The sequence below is a fragment of the Chryseobacterium indologenes genome, assembly GCA_016025055.1.
Lineage (GTDB): Bacteria > Bacteroidota > Bacteroidia > Flavobacteriales > Weeksellaceae > Chryseobacterium > Chryseobacterium indologenes.
The window spans coordinates 1,877,328-1,896,697 of record CP065590.1 but is presented as its reverse complement, the minus strand read 5'-3'; the positions used below and the strand labels follow the sequence as shown (position 1 = coordinate 1,896,697).

Here is a 19,370-nt window from a genome sequence, read left to right as displayed (position 1 = left end):
ATAAAGGGATGCTGTTACCTACTGCAAAATACCTAACCTAAGCCAGTAAATCCGGGTTCTCGTTAAAGGTTTTCCATAAAAGTTCACCAAATAATGTATTTGACCAGGCAAACCATTCTCTGGTGAATTTCTTGTCATTGTCTTTGTGGAAGGATTCATGCATAAATCCTGTTCCTCCATGAGTTTTCTGTAAGGTGTTTATACACCATCTGATCTCACTTTTATCTTTTGAAGTGAGTGCTTTCATAATAATACTCATCGGCCAGATCATATCCAGTCCGATGTGCGGCCCCCCGATTCCTTCCGCCAGCTTACCTTTGAAAAAGAACGGGTTATTTTCTGACCATACAAATTTTCTGGTGTTTACATAGACAGGATCGTCAGATTTCACGGCCCCCAGATAAGGCAAACCTAGCAAGCTTGGGCAATTTGCATCATCCATCAGGTTATAACTTCCAAAGCCATTAACTTCAAAAGCATATATTTTTCCATATTCCGGGTGATCGTAAACGCCATATTTCTTAATGGCAGCATCTACCTCATCAGCAAGGCTGTTCAGTTGCTGGGCTAAAGCTTTTTCATTTTTAATCTGAGAAACCATTTCTGCCGCCTGACGTAAGCTTACGACTGCAAATAAATTTGACGGAATTAAAAATCCATAAATCGTAGCATCATCGCTTGGACGGAACATCGAGCTGATCAAACCAACAGGTTTCGTCGGATATCCGTAACCTCCCATAGGAACACCATCTGTAGCCCATGATGTGGTACGTTCAAATTTGTAAGGACCTAAGTCTTTTTTCCTTTGCTGTTCTGTAAATGTCTGTAAAGTAAGTTTGATCCCCTGCAACCAGTTGGCATCAAAGGGTTTTGTATCTCCCGTCTCTTTCCAGAAGTGGTATGCTAAACGGATAGGATAGCATAATGAATCGATTTCCCATTTTCTTTCATGGATCCCCGGTTTCATATCGGTATGATCATATTCTTTCCACTTGCTGATCTTCTGGTCGTCATTGTAAAAAGCATTGGCATACGGATCCTTCAGAATGAAAGTGGTCTGTTTGTGAATCACCCCCGAAATTAGCTTGTGAAGCTTTTCATCTTTCTTTGAGAACTGAAGGTAAGGAAATACCTGTGCAGAGCTGTCACGAAGCCACATGGCATCAATATCTCCTGTAATCACATAGGTATCAGGGTTTCCATTGGCTTCACTATAAAAAACGGTAGTATCTAAAGTATTCGGAAAGCAGTTTTCAAACAGCCATGATAATTCTTTATTTTTAACTTTCTTTTTGAAAGCGGCAATCGCATTTTCTACGGATTCACTGGTAAAATGTCTTTTGTCTTTCGGAACACGGACAACCGGAAAATCGTCTATGATCAGATTCTTTGCAAAAACATTTTGGGTAAACAGCAATCCGGCTCCTGCCAATGCACTTGTTTTAATAAAATTTCTCCTTTCCATTGATACTATTATTTCGTTTTTATTTTTATTCTTTTATTTTACAGGCTTACTTCCCATTACAAATCTCAGTTCCCCGCCATTCATAATATCGCTGTGGTTCAGTTCCCAGCTTTTGTATTCTTTTCCGTTCAGGAACATTTTCTGAACATAGATATTCTTGTCAGAAATTTTATCGGCAATCACGGTAAATGTTTTTCCGTTTTCCAGCTTCAGGGATGCTTTAGGGAACTGGGGAGCTCCAATGGCATATACAGGTTTTCCCGGGGTTACAGGATAAAATCCTAAGGAAGAGAAAATATACCATGCTGACATTTGTCCGCAATCTTCATTATTTACAATCCCATCAGGTTTTGCAGCGTACATATTATCACGGATGTACTTCACCATTTTCTGGGTTTTGTAAGGACTTCCGGCGTAGTTGTACAAATAAGGTACATGATGTCCCGGCTCATCTCCGAATCCTAAAGATCCGATGAATCCTGAGATATCAACATGCTGTTCCCCTTCCATGTTCAGTTTTTCTGTAAAGGTTTTATCCAGTTTTTCTTCAAATCCTTTTTTACCGCCATACAGATTCATCATTTCATCAATCTGATGCGGAACAAAAAAGTCATACGCCCAGATATTCCCGGAAACCCAGTGAGGCTGTAATTTTTTCCAGTCATTCAATGTAAAATCAGGGATAAATTTCCCGTCTTTTTGTCTTGGCCAGAAATGATTATTTTCTTTGTTGAATGTATTCAGGAAGTTCATTGAACGTTTTCTGTATACATCCGCTTCATCTTTTTTACCCAGTTTTTCTGCCAGCTGCAGGATACACCAGTCGTCATATGCATATTCTAATGTTGCAGAGACGGAAGCTCCGTTTTCAGAAGGGGTATAGCCTAATTTGATATAATCATTTAAACCTCCGCCCCCATCGCTACTGCTCATTTTGTCAGTTAAAGAAGCATCTTTCATCGCGGCAAATGCTTTTTCAGCATCAATTCCCGGCACTCCTTTTGAAATGGCATCCCAGATTACGGATACACTGTGATATCCCAACATACAGAAGTTATCGTAGCCACAAAGTTCCCAGATCGGCATATGGTCTTTACGATCTGTATATCTGCTGATTAAAGAATTGGCAAATTCCTTGGTATGCTTCTGATCCATGATGGTCAATAGCGGATGTGTTGCCCTAAACCCGTCCCAGTAAGAATAGGTACTGTAATTGGTAAACCACTTGGTGTTCATATTTTCCTGAGCAGCCACGTAGTCTCCGTTGGCATCCATATATAAATTAGGTGCAATGAATGTATGGTAAACTCCGGTGTAGAAAATTTTTCTCTGACTGTCTGTACCTCCTGTCACCTGAAATCTTCCGATAAGGTCTCTCCAGGTACTCTGTGCGGTCTCTTTAGCCTGAGCGAAATTGACATTCTTAGCTTCGGTGTCAAAGTTTTCCTGAGCATTTTCCGTGCTTACAGGAGATAAAGACACTTTTACTTCGATGCTTTCATTGTTCTCTGTAGCAAATCTTACAAAAGCTTTCGCATCTTTGGCAAGAGCAATCTTTTCATTGTTTTTTATTTTCCCTTCAGCATAGACTCCGTAAGATTTGAAAGGTTTTGAAAATTCCATCACAAAATAGGCAAATCGTTTTCCGCCCCATCCGTTGCTGTAGCAATAGCCTTTAATCTTATTATTCCCTTCTACGCTTACCAGAGTGTGGTAGATATTTCCAAAGATTTTATTGGTAGGGTCGATAATGATATTCGCTTCTTCAGTTTTTGGAAATGTATATTTATGAAAACCTACTCTTGGAGAGGCCGTCAGTTCTGCTTTAATTCCATAACTGTCGAGCATTACGGAATAATACCCCGGCGAAGCGGTTTCTTTTTCATGACTGAATGTTGAACGGTATCCCGTGTCAGGATTGGCTTCTGTACCCGGAACCATCTTCACCTGGCCTACAGTAGGCATTACCAGAATATCTCCGAGATCTGCCCAACCGGTTCCGCTCAGGTGATTGTGACTGAATCCCATGATCGTCTTGCTGCTGTAATGATACCCGGAACACCAGTCCCAGTCACCACTTTTGGTATTCTGATCCGGACTCAGCTGAATCATTCCGAAAGGCGTGGTAGCCCCCGGAAATGTGTGTCCATGCCCGCCGGTTCCAATAAACGGGTCTACCCAGGATAACACATCATTTTTATTTTGCTGGGCGTTGGTCATCGAAACCAGGGCCGTAAAAAAACAGATAAGCAATTCTTTCTTCATGATCAAAGGTATCAGGATTTAATTTAAAAGTTGGTTTAAAAATAGGAAAACCATTACAAAAATCCCAATAATAAAGGGAATTAAGCTAATTTCCATATTTAAAAACTTCATATTCTTTAGATTGAGTTCTTTTTCATGAAATCAATAATTTCTGAAATATATCCGAATGCAATAGCCACTACCGTATCGGCAGCACCATAGTACACCGTTACTTTATCACCTTCTGTCAGTGCTGCACAAGGGAAAACAACATTCGGAACATCTCCCGTAAGTTCATACAATTCTGCCGGAGCCAATAGATAAGGCTTGGTTCTGTATAATACTTTCGTAGGATCTTCAAGATCAAGCAACGCTGCCCCCATTGAATATCTGAATCCTCTGCAGGTATTGATTACGCCATGGTAAAATAACAGCCATCCTTCTTCTGTTTTAATAGGAACCGGCCCGCCCCCAATTTTTGTACATTGCCATGCGCTGTCTTCAAATGGGGTGACTTTCATTACGCAACGATGCTCTCCCCAGTATTTCATATCAGGGCTGTAGCTGATGTAGATATCTCCGAAAGGGGTATGGCCGTTATCACTCGGACGGCTCAGCATTGCATATTTACCGTTGATCTTTTCCGGGAAAAGCACCCCGTTTCTGTTGAAAGGTAAAAAGGCATTTTCGCACTGGAAAAATTCTTTAAAATCAAAGGTATATCCAATTCCAATCGTAGGCCCGTTGTATCCGTTACACCAGGTGATCCAGTAACGGTCTTCGATAAAGGTCACCCGCGGATCATATTTATAATCAGATTCGATCATGTCTGTATTTCCGGCCTTCATTTCAATAGGATCATGATTGATATCCCAATGGATTCCGTCTTTACTGAAACCTGCAAAAATATTCATCTGAACCGCTTTGTTGTCACAACGGAACACTCCTGCAAATCCTTCTTCAAAAGGGATCACCGCACTGTTGAATATACTGTTGGAAGTAGGTATTGCATATCTGTTAATGATCGGGTTTTCGGAAAACCTCCACATGATATCATTGCTACCTTCCGGGCGATCCTGCCATGGGATCATTACTGATTGAGCTGTCATAAAGTATTTTTACTTTTTTATTTTAATTGTTTACTAATTGATTGTGTTATTTTAAACCTAACATGTTTTGAAAGCCTGTGAGGTTTAGTGTAGGCTACCTACGTTCTTCTTTATTTTCTGTATAAGGGAATGGAACAAACAGGGTAACCAAAAATGCAGGAATCGTAGCGATTAAAACCCAGATAAAAAAGATTTTGTATCCTACCCAGTCGCTGATCATCCCGCTGAACATTCCCGGAATCATCACTCCGAGATTCATAATACCGGTTGCAAATGCATAGTGGGCTGTTTTATGTTTTCCGGGTGCAATCTGCTGCATCATGTACAACATCAGACCTACGAAACCAAAGCCGTACCCGAAATATTCTACCACGACGGCTACCGCCACAGGCATAAGATCTGCCGGTTGATAATGCGCCAATAAGGCATACACCACAAACGGAATATTGAAAGCACAACACAGCCATATCAACGATTTTTTTGAGTCCGCGGGCAGAAATAAAATAGCCCGCTAATACAGATCCCAGAATAAATGCCGCTGAGCCGTACGTCCCGTAAATCAATCCGATATCTGATGTAGATAATCCTAATCCACCTGAAGACCTCGGCGCTTTAAAAAACAACGGGGCAATTTTGATGGCAAAACCTTCTGCAAAACGGTATAAAATGATGAACAGGATACACCACAAGATTTTAGGTTTTGTAAAAAATGAAGTGATAACTTCCAGAAGTTCCTTTCGGATATTTCCGGCTGTTTTCAATACTTTTTGTTCTTCATTATTTTCTTTCGGTAAAATCCATGAATGATACATCGCTAAAGCAAAAAATACTACTGCATAAATTGCCATGATGATCATCCATGCGTGAGTAACTCCTTTTGTTTTTTCAAGCACTCCTGCAAAATAGACCAGTGCTCCACTGCTGATAATCTTTGCCAGGTTGTAAAATGCGCCCTGCCAGCCGATATATTTTGCCTGTTCCTTATTGGTAAGAAAACTGATGTACGTTCCATCGGCAACAATATCATGAGTGGCTCCACAAAAAGCAATGACGGCAAAAAGAGCAATGCTATACTTAAAAAATCCCGGTAAAGGAAGGCTCAAGGCGACCAGAGCGAATAAAATCCCTATGGCAAACTGAGTAAAAACAACGAAAAATTTCTTGGTTTTGTAAATCTCCAGGAAGGGGCTCCAAAGCGGCTTCAATGTCCATGACAACATAATAAGTGCCGTCCAGAATGTAATCTGAGAATCTGAAATTCCCATATCCTTGTACATAATTCCGGAAACGGCATTGATGGTTACAAAGGGCATTCCCATTGCAAAATACAACGTCGATATCCAAAGGATTGGGTTTACCAGACGGTTTCCTGAGTTGTTTTTTCCCATATTGAAATTAAAAAATATTAAAAAGTTTCCAAAATGTTATTCCGGACTTAATGAAAGAGAGTGAAAAATTTAGAATGACACATCATCATTTCCACCTGAAAGAGTCTAAAACCCACGAACATTTTTAGTTTTTTATATTTTTATTGATTTTTAATTAACTTAATTGAGCTATGCTTTACATTCTCACCTTCTTAAGGATTCATAATCTTGATGAGATCTTTTGTCACTTTAAAATTAGGGGCCAGCAGTGTATTATCCGTTGAAGAACTCAATGGTGCATCTCTGTCAATAGCATATGAAAACAGGCCTCCTTTCTTACCACCAGCTGGTTGCCAACGGGCATAATCATAGGCCCGGCCGGTACCATTCTGAGGATATGTTATATCATTCCAGTAATTACCGGGGTAACCATTCTCTTCATAAAATGAAAAGCCCGGTAAAAATTGTTTCATACTGATATAGGGTGCATATAGTCCAGACACAAGAGTGAGATTAGAAGTATTTCTTCCATAAGCCTGCAAGAATACATAATTATAGCAGGAAGCTGTCTGGGTAAAAAATGATGTGGGATTCTGATTGGTATCATATACAAATGTTTTCCCGGTTCCCGACTTCGGACCGAAATATTTTGATAATGCTTTGCTTGCAGCAACAAATTTTGTTAGTGTAGCTCCACTCGGGTTGCTTTCTATATCAATGTCAATACCATCCAGGTTATACTCTCCCACCCATTTATCATAAATACTTTTTGCCCACACCGAGTAATTATTCTGACCACCGCTAGAGGTTGCGCTGCTTAAATTCCCTAAGGTTATAATAACTTTAGTCCCCCGCTTATGAAGGTAAGGAACATATTTATTTTTAAGAGTACTCCAGTACGGATTATCCGGTGGGGTATCATAAGGAAAAACCATTACCACATCGAGACTGTCCGGCAGCCATTTCATCGTTGGAAGGTTACCGTTTGCTGTGGCGCTGTCTCTCCATGTACGGTAATAACCTACTGAGAGCTCATGATCACTGTTTTTATAAGCAATAAGGTTACTAAAATCCTGATTGGAAATTTTCGATGCTGAGTTTTCAGCATTAACATTCTTTGACACAGTTAACTCTTGATCATTCCCTCTACATCCATTAACTAGCATTACAACCAAAAACAGGTATAATGCAAAAGAAAAATAAGTTGTTTTCATCATAATATTATTTTTGTAATTTGTTAAAATAAATCCGTTAAAAATATATAATTGTTTTTTCCGTATTAAAATAATATTCGAAGGAAAAGAGGACATCTCAAAGTGATCACGACATAAAACGAAACTATAATAGGGAGATTTCTCTCCTGTCGGAACTTTAGTATTGAGATGCCTCTGTATTACATGTTTTTGCCTTTTTATAATTTTTTATCCCACCAAAGTTTTGTTCCTCCGTTATCCGGTCCATTTAACATTTGAGACGCTTGCTGATAATTATATAATGAAGTTTTGGTATCATTAGTAAAAGGAATTCTTCGGATCATCTGATCAGTACTGATCAGTCCTCCGCTATCATTTTGTCTGATTTTGAATAGGATAGGATATCCGGTTCTTCTTTGTTCGGCCCATGCTTCAGGTCCGTTCGGATATAATGACAGCCATTTTTGAGTAATGATTCTTTCGAGTTTTCTTTCTGTTGAATCAGCATTATTCCATGCAATGGTAATGGTACTTAGCTGAGCATCTCCAGCGTTAATATTATTGGCTGGATTTTTAGGGTCAACATAAGGTGCCTCAGTAGCAGTTGTATTGGTAAGGTAGTTTGCTACGTCAGCCGTTTTACCCCATTCCCCAAAAGATTGTTTTACCCCACTTTCATAGTTAGTTTGGGCATCCCCTGCACCGGCATATCCTCTTAACGCTGCTTCGGCTTTCAGAAACCACCCTTCTGCTGCGGTAAATAATTTCATTTTACCATTAGTTCCGGAAAAATAATCTCCATTCGCTGATTTGGCCTGTGGTTGAGAGAAACCTCCGTATGTTGTTTTTCCATTTAATAAGTCTATTCCCTGGCGAACTCCGATATATTTCCCCAGAACCTGACTGTCTGTAGCAGGAATTGCATAAGCAGATAGTCTCGGATCGTTATATCCGTTCATATAGGCCATTAAAGGAGCTCCTATCAAGCAATCTCCCCAAGAATAGATGATAAAGCTCAGTTCAGATTGTCCTACACTGATCAATGCATTATCTGCGTTATCAGTAATAAGTCCTGCAGATGATGCGAGGGCTTCTTCTGCATACTGCTTTGATTTTGCAGGATCTGCATAGCTCATTCTCATGGCTAACCTCAACTTAAGAGAGTTAGCAAATTTTGCCCATTGTCCGATATTACCGCCGAACACCAAATCAGCCTTTGTTAATGCAGACTTATCACCTTCATTTCCAGTAACGGGCATATTCTGCACCTTTTGTAGATTGACAATAGCCGCATCAAGATCTTTGATGAAAAAATTGTAAGCATCCTGTTGAGAGTCAAAATCAGTTGTTCCATTAGGATTTGGAGTTTCATATTTGCTGTACACAACCGGACCATGACTGTCTGATACTCGGGAAGCAGTAAATATTTTTATAATCTTTTTAACAGCGAATGTAGCGGTAAAGTCTGTATCAGGATAGATCGTTTTTGCGGCATCATCAATGATAATAGAATAATTAAAAATATCCTGCTGTCTGGCAATAATCCTGTTGTTCCAGCCATCCATCATAAAATATGACATATTATTCTTGCCACCATTAAACGGGGTTGCAGTACTGAACATGCCACTGAACATATCGGCGCTTAAATTAGGATACAACTGATAATCAGACTGCAATCCTCTTTGCATAGATTTCATAGGATTTACTACCGCCGCATAATCTGAATAAAAGTTTTCAGGATTACCTAATTTTTCTTTGTTAATATCTTCAAGATCACCGCATCCTGAAGCAGAAAACAATGCTACTGCCCCGAACACTAATGTTTTAATATGGTTGAATTTCATTTTCTTTAAATTAGAAGTTAGTCTTTAACGATAGTCCTATAGATCGGGTAATTGGAAGTCCGAATGAATCAACACCCACCCCTCCCGGTGTATTTCCGGATACCTGTTCCGGATCAAACGGTGCTTTTTTATAGAAGAAGAAAAGGTTTGTTCCTACCAGACTTACCGTGGCATTCTTCATATATTTTGCATTAATATCAAAGGTATATGAGATGGATGCCTGACGAAGGCGAACGGTTGTTGCACTATACATATAGGCTTCATCAATTCCTGTCCCGATACCTCCGGCACCTCCTGTTCTTTTGTAATAGGTTTTCGCATCCGTTAACCCTGTATACGCTTGTCCTGCCAAAGGAGTTCCAGGAGCATATACTGCATTGGGTATTGACACTCCACCGGCATTTCTTGCATCAGCTGTTCTTTGACTTACCCCATACAAATCATTGGCTTTTTCTGTCAGGGATAACACCTGACCTCCGAATTTACCATCAACAAGGAAAGAGATACCTAGTTTACCGATATTGAACGAGTTTCCAAAACCAAGAATAAATTTAGGGTTAGGGTTACCCAAATATCCGGGAACACCTGTTGTTCCTAATGGAGCACCATTTTGATCTACCAAAATACGTCCCTGATCATCCCTTTGGAATTTCACTCCGTAAAGGTCTCCGAAAGATCCTCCTAATCTCATTTTTGTAAATTCACCTCCTCCCGTTAAAGAGAAAAGCTGGTCTTGCGGAATGCTCAATCTCGTCGGGAATAACTCTACAATTGTATTTTTATTCGCTGAAGCATTCACTGTAGCCGTCCAGCCGAATTTTTCATTGTCAAATATTTTGTATGATAACGAAGATTCAAACCCTGTATTGCGTATTTTACCGGCATTAATGAAGTATGAGCCTGTCGGAAGCCCTCCCAGGTTGGAAGAAATGGTTGTTTCTAACAACTGATTGGTTGCATTGGAATTGTAATAGGTAAAATCAAAACTTAGTTTGTTTTTGAACATTCTTAATTCAGTACCGACTTCAAAGGTTTTATTAAGCTCAGGTTTTGGAAATAACTCCTTATAATTAGGATCTGTAACAAATGAGCTCTTTGGATATATAATCGTTCCTGCATCTACTCCATATGAATAGGCTTTATAATATTCAACCATCGCATTGGAGGTATTTGCAGAAAGTCCTAGCCCAACACTTGCGTAAGATCCTCTTACTTTCCAGAAATTAATAGCTTCAGGAAGTTTGAATACTGAAGATAATATAGCATTTACCCCAACCGATTCGTAATCAAAGCCACTTGTTCCAGTTAAAGACAAAGTAGAATCCCAGTCATTTCTGAAGGTCATATCTACGTAGAACATGTTTTTATATCCAACAGACGCACTGGCAAAAACTGAACGCACTTGTTTTTTGACGTTCCAATATTGATTATGGTAGCCATCTCCGGGACTTCTATCTACATTCCACTGCAGATTGTTTAAGGTAAACAAATTAGGATACGCTAAATAAGCATTGTCTATTTCCGTTACCTTGTTGTTGGTAGAATTCACACTTCCTCCTACTGTAAAATCCAGAGAGATTGATTCACTTAACTTCGGGCTACCGATTAACAAAACATCACCATAAGTAGAGGAATTTTCATATACATTTTTAAGAATTCTTCCATTTTCTCCTCCTGCCAATAAACTTGGTGCGGAAAACGCAGAAATATCACGTTGACTATCGGAAGAACTCCAGCTGTAGTTTCCTCGTACTCTCGCAGTTAACCATGGATTAATCTCATAAGATAACGTAATGGCACTATATGCATTTTTATTTTTAACCGTCACGGCATTTCTGTTCAATATCCAATATGGATTCTGGGTTTCCGGATTTCCTTTGAACGTTCCGTCCGGTTTTATCTCCCACCAGCTTTGAGCAGGTAACAATCTTTTTTTATTGATAAAAGAATACTGATCACCACTATATTGATCAAAATCTACTCCTCGCGGCAACCAGTATAAACTTGCCAATGGAGAGAAAGAAGCTCCAGGAGTTTGTCTGTTTTTACTATCCTGTATGGAACCTATAAAATTGGCATCTAATGTCAGTTTATCATCCAGAAACTTACTTGAATTTCTAAAGGAGATGTTGTACTGGTCAAAATAAGACATTGGCACAACACCTTTGTTAGTTGTATTTCCAATAGAAAAATAGTTGGTTGATTTTTCATTTCCGGACTGGAAAGAAAGACTGTTTACCCAGGTTGTTCCCGTTTGCAGAAAATCTTTAAGATAATCTTTCGAAGCCCCCTTAGCTCCCCAGCTTTCAATATTATCTCCCGGGTTCTGGTTAGGCACAGAAGGATCATAAGACAGATAGCTATGTTGCAGTTTTGGAAGACTGTATGCACGATCTACAGTTAAGCTGGTGCTATAGGAAATAGAGCTCTTGCCTATTTTCCCTTTTCTTGTAGTAATCAATATCGCTCCGTTTCCTCCTGCAGAGCCATATAATGCAGATGCGGATGCGCCTTTTAAGAAATTGATACTCTCAATATCATCAGGATTGATGGAACTTAGCACATCTCCCGGATCAGGCATATTCGCATACTGGCTGATATTCGCAGATTTTCCTGTCTGATTGATAATAGGTATACCATCAATCACATAGAGCGGCTGGCTGTTGGAGACGGATTTATTCCCCCTCATAATCACCCTTACAGAACTTCCTACACCGTTCGTTCTATTGATTTGCACATTGGAAACTTTCCCGTTGATAGAATTTAAAAGATTGGGAGTTTTCACTTCAGTAAGTTCGTCTCCGCCAATCTGCTGACTGGAGTAAGTCAGGGATCTGGCCTGTCTTTTTATCCCCAAAGAAGTGACAACGACCTCCTGAATATCGGTTGTCTTCGTGGTGTCGGCCGTTTTTCTTTCCTGAGCATTCGAATAAAAGGAAAGAACTAATAGAACCGGTATAACTGCTTTTCTCATAAGGCTTAGATTAGTTAGATTTAATTGAGAATCAAGGAGATTACTTTAGGATTCAATACAGAAAAATTATTATTTTTTTGGCAAAATTTTACCATTTATGTATTAAATTATTTAAAGTTTTGTTAAGATTTGATTCACATTAACAAATCTAAATTTTGTTACCAGTCCCATATAATACTATTTTGTCATAAAACGATATTATTCTTTCATATAATTAAAAAACACAGTCACAATAATGTGATTTACAACAACATACATCTTTCAAAACATCCCTTTTAAAGAGGAATTATTTCACTTTTTATGATAAAAAAAGATCCGATATTGAAACCAGATCTTAGATGATATTATTTTTTTACCTTATTTATTATTCAATCTTCTTCACTCCTTTAAATTGCTCCCGGAATTCCGTAGGTGTCGTTTTTTTAATGGATTTAAAGACTTTATTAAAATTCGCAATATTATTAAACCCGGCCTCAAAGGCTATTTCAAAGACCGTAAGGTTTTTTTCCATAAGCCATCGGGCCGCATAGCTTATTCTGACTTCGTTCAGGTAATTGACAAATGTTTTCCCAATTCTTTTTTTAATAAACCTGTTGAAGGTCACATTACTCATATTCACCAAAGAAGCCACATCATCAAGCGTTATTTTGTTCTCAAAATTCTTATGTACAAAATCATGAACAATCTTCATTTTATCATGGTCCCCAAATGTTTCAAGCTCAATACTGTAGGATGACAAAAGGGTCTTATCTTCTGCCACAGCCAATTCATTGAGGATCTTCATAATTTCGATAAACGACTCAAAACTGTTCATTTTCGAGAGATTAAGAAAGGAATTCTTTAATTTTTCTGCTGTTTCCACTGAAAATAATATTCCGCGGATCGATTCTTTCATAAGGTTATTGATTGGTTTCAGGATGTTTTTCTGCATCAGTGACTGGTTGAAAAAATCCTGATTAAACTGCACCGTAATCTCATGAGTCTTCCTGTTTTTACACCGGTAATTGGCCCAACAATGTGGCAGATTGGGACCAACAAGTACCAATTCTATATTACCGATTTCTCCGGTATGATCTCCCACCATTCTGCGATAGCCTTTTCCTTTGTAAATAAAATTAATCTCAATTTCGGGATGATAATGATAAGGGAAATCAAATGAGGCTTTGATCCTGTCAAATACAAGAAAACTGTCTTCGGGAGAAAGTGGAGTTATCTCCCTTAAAATATTTTCTAATTCACTCATACAGCTGTTTTGGACATCATTAAATTAAAACGGGCAACATACAAATCTCTGTAAATTTGATAAAATAATATCAATTGGGAGACATTTTTCAAAAAGAATATCCACTTTACTATTTCAGGATAGCAGGTTTCGATAATTTAATATCCTTAAAGGTAAGCTTTTTGTATCTTTAAAATCGGAATATAAAATTGACATTTTTTCCGGGTATATTTTAAACTCAGTATAAACCAAAACAAATATTATGAGACGTAACGCAACAGCCGTTTGGAACGGTACTATCAAAGAAGGTAAAGGACATTTAACGACGCAAAGTACCACTTTAAACCAAACTCAGTATTCTTTCAACAGTCGTTTCGCCGATGGAGTGGGAACCAATCCTGAAGAATTACTGGCAGCCGCCCATGCAGGATGTTTCACGATGAAACTGGATGCAGAGCTTTCGCAAGCCGGTTATAATCCTGAAGAATTAAAAACAACATCTGTCATTACCCTTGATCCGAATATTGGTAAAATCACAAAATCAGAACTTACTTTAACGGCAAAGGTTCCGGGAATTTCTGACGAAGAATTTAAAAAATTTGCTAAAATAGCAGAAGAAGGTTGTCCTGTAAGTGCAGCATTCAATTTTGAAATCACTTTGAATGCTACTTTGGAGCAATAGTAAATAAAATAAATCCGGGTCGTAAAACATTCGAATTTAATTTTTGACAAAAATATACCAATCGGTATATTTTTTGCGTATATTTGCAAAGAATTAATCAGTTAAATGTCTAAGGCAGAAAAAACAAAACAACTCATCATTGAGAAAACAGCTACCCTTTTTAATACGAAAGGGTATAATTCCACTTCGCTTTCAGATATTACCCATGCTACCGGCCTTACGAAAGGGAGTATTTACGGTAATTTTGAAAACAAGGACGAAGTAGCCATTGAAGTATATAAATACAATGCAGGATTACTGAGTAAAACGATGAGCCGTTCTTTTGGAGATGAGTTCCCTACCTCAGTAGAAAAACTGCACGCTTTTGTCAATTTTTACAGGAAAAACTGGCCAACTGTATTTTCAAACGGAGGCTGCCCTCTAATGAATGCGGCTACGGAAGCTGACGATTCTTTTCCCGCACTTAAAAAGCAGGTAAAAACATCCTTCGATGTATGGATGGCGAAGATCTCTGAAGTTATCATGCAGGGACAGCATACCGGTGAAATCTACAAAAAGGTAAATGCTAAAGAATATGCCTCTCTGTTTGTCATGCTTATTGAAGGAGGAATCTTGCTGTCAAAAACCATTGGAGACCAAAGTTATCTGAACCAGGCTTTGGATAAGGTCTCCCACATGATCGATTATGAATTAACTATCCTTCCATCATAAACTTCACGATATGGAAACAAAAAAGTGGCAATCGTCGGATACAACAGAATCCCTTTTGCCAGAATGGACACCGCCTATGCCGACCAGGGAAACCAGGATCTTCTTCTTGCCGCCCTTAACGGACTGATAGAGCGCTATCACCTGAAAGGCAAGCTTCTGGGAGAAGTGGCCGGAGGAGCTGTCATTAAACATATTTCGGAAAGTAACCTCATCAGGGAAACCGTCATGAATACTTCTCTGGATCCGGCAACGCCCGCCTGTGATCTTCAGCAGGCCTGTGATACAGGGATTGAAGCAGCAATTTACATCGGAAATAAAATTGCCCTGGGCCAGATAGAGAACGGTATCGCTTGTGGTGTGGAGGCTATGAGCAATATTCCTTTTGAATCTTCGTCAACGTTAAGGAAAGCTTTATTAAAAGCCAATAAAGAGAAATCAGCCTTTGGAAAGCTAAAACATCTGCTGAGCCCAGCACTTAAAGACTGGATGCCCATTCCATATAAAGGTCAGGAACCGAAAACAGGATTGGTAATGGGTGAACATACCGAAATTACCGCCAAATACTATACAATTTCCAGAGAGGAACAGGATGAGTTGGCTTTTAAAAGTCATCAAAATATGGCTAAAGCATATGATGAAGGATTTTTTGATGATATGATCACCTCAGCTTTTGGTCTTGATAAAGACAATAACCTCCGAAGAGATACCAGTTTAGAAAAACTTTCTCAGCTGAAACCTGCTTTTGATAAACAGAGCGGGACATTAACTGCCGGAAATTCTACACCTTTTACCGATGGAGCCTCGGCCGTTTTACTGGCCAGTGAAGAATGGGCAAAAGCGAATAACCTGCCGGTTCTTGCGTATATTACCTTCTCAGAAATTGCCGGAATCGAATATGTTGAAAACAAGCAGAATTTGCTACTGGCTCCTGTCTTTGCCGCAGAAAGAATGCTTAGAAAAGCAGGAATGAACCTTGAAGATTTTGACTATTATGAAATTCATGAAGCATTTGCCGCCCAGACTCTTGCTACTATAAAAATCTGGGAAAATGATGATCTGGCCAAGAAATTCGGGCTTGAAAAAGCATTAGGAAAAATCGACATAAACAAACTGAATGTAAAAGGAGGAAGTCTTGCAGCTGCACATCCGTTTGCCGCGACAGGAGGCAGAATTATAGCGACCCTTGCCAAATTACTCAATGAAAAAGGAAGCGGAAAAGGATTTATATCTATCTGCGCAGCCCGTGGACAAGGCGTCACCATGATCCTCGAGAAATAACATTATTACAGTAAAAGTCTTTCCGGCACGTATAATTCTGTTACTATGCTATAAATAATATCATTAAATATTTGTTTGCAACGTAATAAAAATGATAATATTGCAGTCGGAAAAACAAAATGGAGCATGCGCAGCTCTTGTCTGCTCATGAAAATCTAATCTATTTTTAATTAATACCTAAGTATGAAAAGAGTTGTCATTACAGGGTTAGGCGCATTGACGCCTATGGGAAATAATGTCGAAGATTTTTGGCAAAACAGCATTAACGGAGTCAGCGGAGCAGAATTAATAACTCATTTCGATTCAGAAAAGTTTAAAGTACGTTTTGCCTGTGAGGTTAAAGGCTTCGATCCAAAGGTTCACCTTACTCATAACGAAATAAAAAGAAGTGATCTTTTTTCACAATATGCCATGTATGCTTCAGCAGAAGCCATAAAAGATTCCGGTCTGGATCTCGAAAATATGGATCCTTTCGACACCGGAGTAATCTGGGGTACAGGACAGGGAGGAATGTGGACTTTCGAAAAAGAAGTGATGGATTTTGCACAGGGAGACGGAACACCGCGTTTCAACCCTTTTTTCGTTCCAAAATTCATTGCCAATATGGCTTCCGGTATGATTTCTATGAAATATGGACTTCAGGGAATCAACTATACAACGATTTCTGCTTGTGCTACAGGAAATACAGCTTTAATGGATGCCTTCAATTATATTCGTTTAGGAAAAGCAAAAGTAATCATCAGCGGTGGTTCTGAGGCAGCAATTACACCGGCTTCTATTGGAGGATTCTCTATTATGAAAGCAATGTCTACCAGAAATGATGATTTTAAAACGGCCAGCCGTCCTTATGACGCAGACAGAGACGGTTTCGTGATGGGTGAAGGAGCGGGAGCTTTGGTTCTTGAAGAATATGAGCACGCTATTGCAAGAGGAGCCACGATCTATGCTGAATTAGCAGGAGCTGCAATGACTGCCGATGCTTACCATATGACAGCACCTCATCCGGAAGGCATCGGAGCGATTAAAGCAATGCAACTGGCAGTAAAAGAAGCAGGCGCCAATATGGAAGATATCGATTATATCAATCCACATGCGACTTCTACGCCTCTCGGAGATTTAGTTGAGCTGAAGGCCATTAATCAAGCGTTTAAAGGAAGCAAAAACTTAGACATCAGTGCTACAAAGTCTATGACAGGGCATTTGCTGGGAGCTGCAGGAGCAATCGAAGCGATCCTTTCCATTAAAGCGATTCAGCAGGGCATTATTCCCCCAACCATCAACCTTCACAAGATTGATGAGAATATTCCTCAGGATATTAATATTGTCTTTGGCGAGGCAAAGGAAAAAGAAATCAATTTTGCTTTAAGTAATGCTTTTGGCTTCGGAGGGCACAATGCGACCGTGGTTTTTAAGAAATTCAGCTAATTTGAATTAAAATAATAATTGTAAATTCCTGTATGGCCATCATACAGGAATTTTTATTTACTCTATGCACAAATAATACGTGTTTTTTCCAGGTTGTCATTTTCTGATAAAAAACTTTAATAATTAATTATAATACGACTTCTTTTGTCGTTACCCGTTAATACTTTTGTATCAGTAAAATTTCTTGCAAGACTTTACAACGTAATTATTTAAACAGAAAAAAGATATAATGTATATATGAAACCACAGAAGATTTCTTTGTATCCAATGGTCAAAAATGGAATAGCGATGTATAAAAAAAGCAGCCAAAACTGACTGCTTCTATCTTATATTTGCGATTTCAACCACTCTGACGAGGAAAGGTAATTCTGATCAGGATAATAGATGAATAATAAATTTCTTCCTTTTATCGTATTGATCATTGATTGTGATAATTCCCTAGGTACTGCGGGGCATCCCCAGCTTCTCCCGATTCTCTTATGTATTGCTGCAAATGAATCGCTTACGTAATCTGCTCCATGCATTACAATAGCTCTTCTGTAGGCTGCATCATTGAATCCTTTATCCATCCCCAGTAATCTTAATGAGTATCCGTTATCTCCCTGGTAGGTTGCATCCGTGATATAAAATCCCATGCTGCTCTGTCGCGAACTTTCCGTGTTAGAAAAATTCGTGGCAAATTCTTCGCCTGTATTTTTACCGTGGGCAACCAGTGAGTTGAACAGTACTTTTTTATCATTAAGATCAATGATCCAAAGTCTTTTGGTGTTGGAAGACATAGAAAAATCGCAGATAGTCAGTAAATGCGAATCCTGAGTAAGCAATCCTGCTTTCTTTAAGTTTTCGTAACCAGTCAATGCCTTTGAGAATACTTCATAGTTCAGTTCATGTTCCGGATCAAATGCAATTGATTGGTATAATGCTTCTGATGAAGAAACAGCAGTTGTATTCTTCTCAGATTTCGTGTCGCCAGCTGCAGCAATTTTTGCTGTTTTTGCTGTCTCAAAATTTTCATTCTTTACCGCCCCTTTTGGAGAAATGTAGAATGATGTCGTTACCATGTACACAAGGCCTATTACGCTATAAAATCCTTTCATTCAATAATATATAAATCCAAATTAGTGGGGCAAAATTATAAAAACATCAGTACGCACACGGTAAAACGAAAAAAGTTTAACGCTATTTAAGAAACTTTAACGTCCTGATTCTGTGAATTAAAGGCTGTTATTCTTGCGAATCCGCTACAAATTCAAGGCTTATAGAATTCATGCAATAGCGCAATCCTGTGGGCTTTGGACCATCATCAAAAACATGTCCGAGATGGGAGTCGCATCTTTTGCAAAGTACTTCTACCCTTTCCATTCCGTAGGTTTGATCTCTTTTATAATATACACCTTCCTTATCGGCTTCGAAAAAGCTGGGCCATCCGCAGCTGCTTGAAAATTTAGAGGTAGAACGGAACAAATGGTTTCCACATACGGCACAATAATAATCTCCTACTTCATCGAATTCATTGTATTTTCCGGTGAAAGCCCTCTCTGTTGCTGCTTCCCGGGAGATTGCATATAAATCCGGAGCGAGTATTTTTTTCCATTCTTCGTTGGAAATGTTTAGTTTGGTTGTATCAGTTCTTGAATAGTATGGATTGTTTTTTGCATCTGTATTTTCCATAGAAGAAGTTTTAACGGGTTGATGTTTCTCTGTACATGATGACAGAAAAATGAATATGATGATTGAAATTAAAAATTTCATCGTAAATTTTTAACACTTATATCTTAATCACAAAAATGATGGGAATGCAAAAACTTTAATATCTTAAAGCTTTTAAAACAAAATTTTTGTGGTTTAAATCTTAA

General features: G+C 38.8%; 13 protein-coding genes and 1 pseudogene. 4 read left to right on the top strand and 10 right to left on the bottom strand.

The genetic code is table 11. The annotated features are described in order from the left end of the window. Window positions 1–37 precede the first annotated feature (37 nt). The 8 genes and pseudogenes from H3Z85_08585 to H3Z85_08550 form a co-directional block, all read right to left on the bottom strand. Window positions 38–1,465 (bottom strand): glycoside hydrolase family 125 protein, encoded by a 1,428-nt coding sequence (locus H3Z85_08585; GenBank protein ID QPQ53374.1) that lies wholly within the window; start codon window positions 1,463–1,465, stop codon window positions 38–40. Between the two features lie 33 nt (window positions 1,466–1,498). After that, complete coding sequence (locus tag H3Z85_08580; GenBank protein QPQ53373.1) at window positions 1,499–3,730, bottom strand: glycoside hydrolase family 92 protein; 2,232 nt, start codon at window positions 3,728–3,730, stop codon at window positions 1,499–1,501. A 116-nt stretch (window positions 3,731–3,846) separates the two neighbouring features. Further along, on the bottom strand, window positions 3,847–4,818 hold the full coding sequence (locus tag H3Z85_08575; protein ID QPQ53372.1) for a glycoside hydrolase family 130 protein: 972 nt from the start codon (window positions 4,816–4,818) through the stop codon (window positions 3,847–3,849). Window positions 4,819–4,912: 94 nt separating this feature from the next. Further along, a pseudogene (locus tag H3Z85_08570) lies at window positions 4,913–6,206 on the bottom strand (MFS transporter). 191 nt (window positions 6,207–6,397) lie between these two features. Continuing rightward, entirely contained in the window at window positions 6,398–7,399 is a 1,002-nt protein-coding gene (locus H3Z85_08565) for an endo-beta-N-acetylglucosaminidase (protein QPQ53860.1), read from the bottom strand. Between the two features lie 197 nt (window positions 7,400–7,596). Continuing rightward, entirely contained in the window at window positions 7,597–9,222 is a 1,626-nt protein-coding gene (locus H3Z85_08560; GenBank protein QPQ53371.1) for a SusD/RagB family nutrient-binding outer membrane lipoprotein, read from the bottom strand. Between the two features lie 10 nt (window positions 9,223–9,232). After that, entirely contained in the window at window positions 9,233–12,196 is a 2,964-nt protein-coding gene (locus H3Z85_08555; protein QPQ53370.1) for a SusC/RagA family TonB-linked outer membrane protein, read from the bottom strand. Between the two features lie 364 nt (window positions 12,197–12,560). Continuing rightward, window positions 12,561–13,439 carry a helix-turn-helix transcriptional regulator gene (locus tag H3Z85_08550; protein QPQ53369.1) on the bottom strand — a complete coding sequence of 293 codons (879 nt, stop codon included), beginning with the start codon at window positions 13,437–13,439 and terminating at the stop codon, window positions 12,561–12,563. A gap of 241 nt (window positions 13,440–13,680) precedes the next feature. On the opposite strand from H3Z85_08550, the gene H3Z85_08545 reads away from it, so the two are divergent. From H3Z85_08545 to fabF, 4 genes are all read left to right on the top strand, one after another. Further along, entirely contained in the window at window positions 13,681–14,100 is a 420-nt protein-coding gene (locus tag H3Z85_08545; protein ID QPQ53368.1) for an OsmC family protein, read from the top strand. Window positions 14,101–14,205: 105 nt separating this feature from the next. Continuing rightward, complete coding sequence (locus H3Z85_08540) at window positions 14,206–14,811, top strand: TetR/AcrR family transcriptional regulator (protein QPQ53367.1); 606 nt, start codon at window positions 14,206–14,208, stop codon at window positions 14,809–14,811. A 24-nt stretch (window positions 14,812–14,835) separates the two neighbouring features. Then, window positions 14,836–16,089 carry an acetyl-CoA C-acetyltransferase gene (locus tag H3Z85_08535; GenBank protein QPQ53366.1) on the top strand — a complete coding sequence of 418 codons (1,254 nt, stop codon included), beginning with the start codon at window positions 14,836–14,838 and terminating at the stop codon, window positions 16,087–16,089. A gap of 183 nt (window positions 16,090–16,272) precedes the next feature. Then, entirely contained in the window at window positions 16,273–17,514 is a 1,242-nt protein-coding gene (fabF, locus tag H3Z85_08530; GenBank protein QPQ53365.1) for a beta-ketoacyl-ACP synthase II, read from the top strand. A gap of 326 nt (window positions 17,515–17,840) precedes the next feature. On the opposite strand, the gene H3Z85_08525 is transcribed toward fabF, so the two are convergent. Together H3Z85_08525 and msrB are read right to left on the bottom strand one after the other, a co-directional pair. Continuing rightward, complete coding sequence (locus H3Z85_08525) at window positions 17,841–18,611, bottom strand: murein L,D-transpeptidase catalytic domain family protein (GenBank protein ID QPQ53364.1); 771 nt, start codon at window positions 18,609–18,611, stop codon at window positions 17,841–17,843. A 127-nt stretch (window positions 18,612–18,738) separates the two neighbouring features. Further along, a complete protein-coding gene (gene msrB / locus H3Z85_08520) occupies window positions 18,739–19,266 on the bottom strand; it encodes a peptide-methionine (R)-S-oxide reductase MsrB (protein ID QPQ53363.1) in 528 nt (175 codons plus the stop codon). Between the last annotated feature and the right edge of the window lie 104 nt (window positions 19,267–19,370).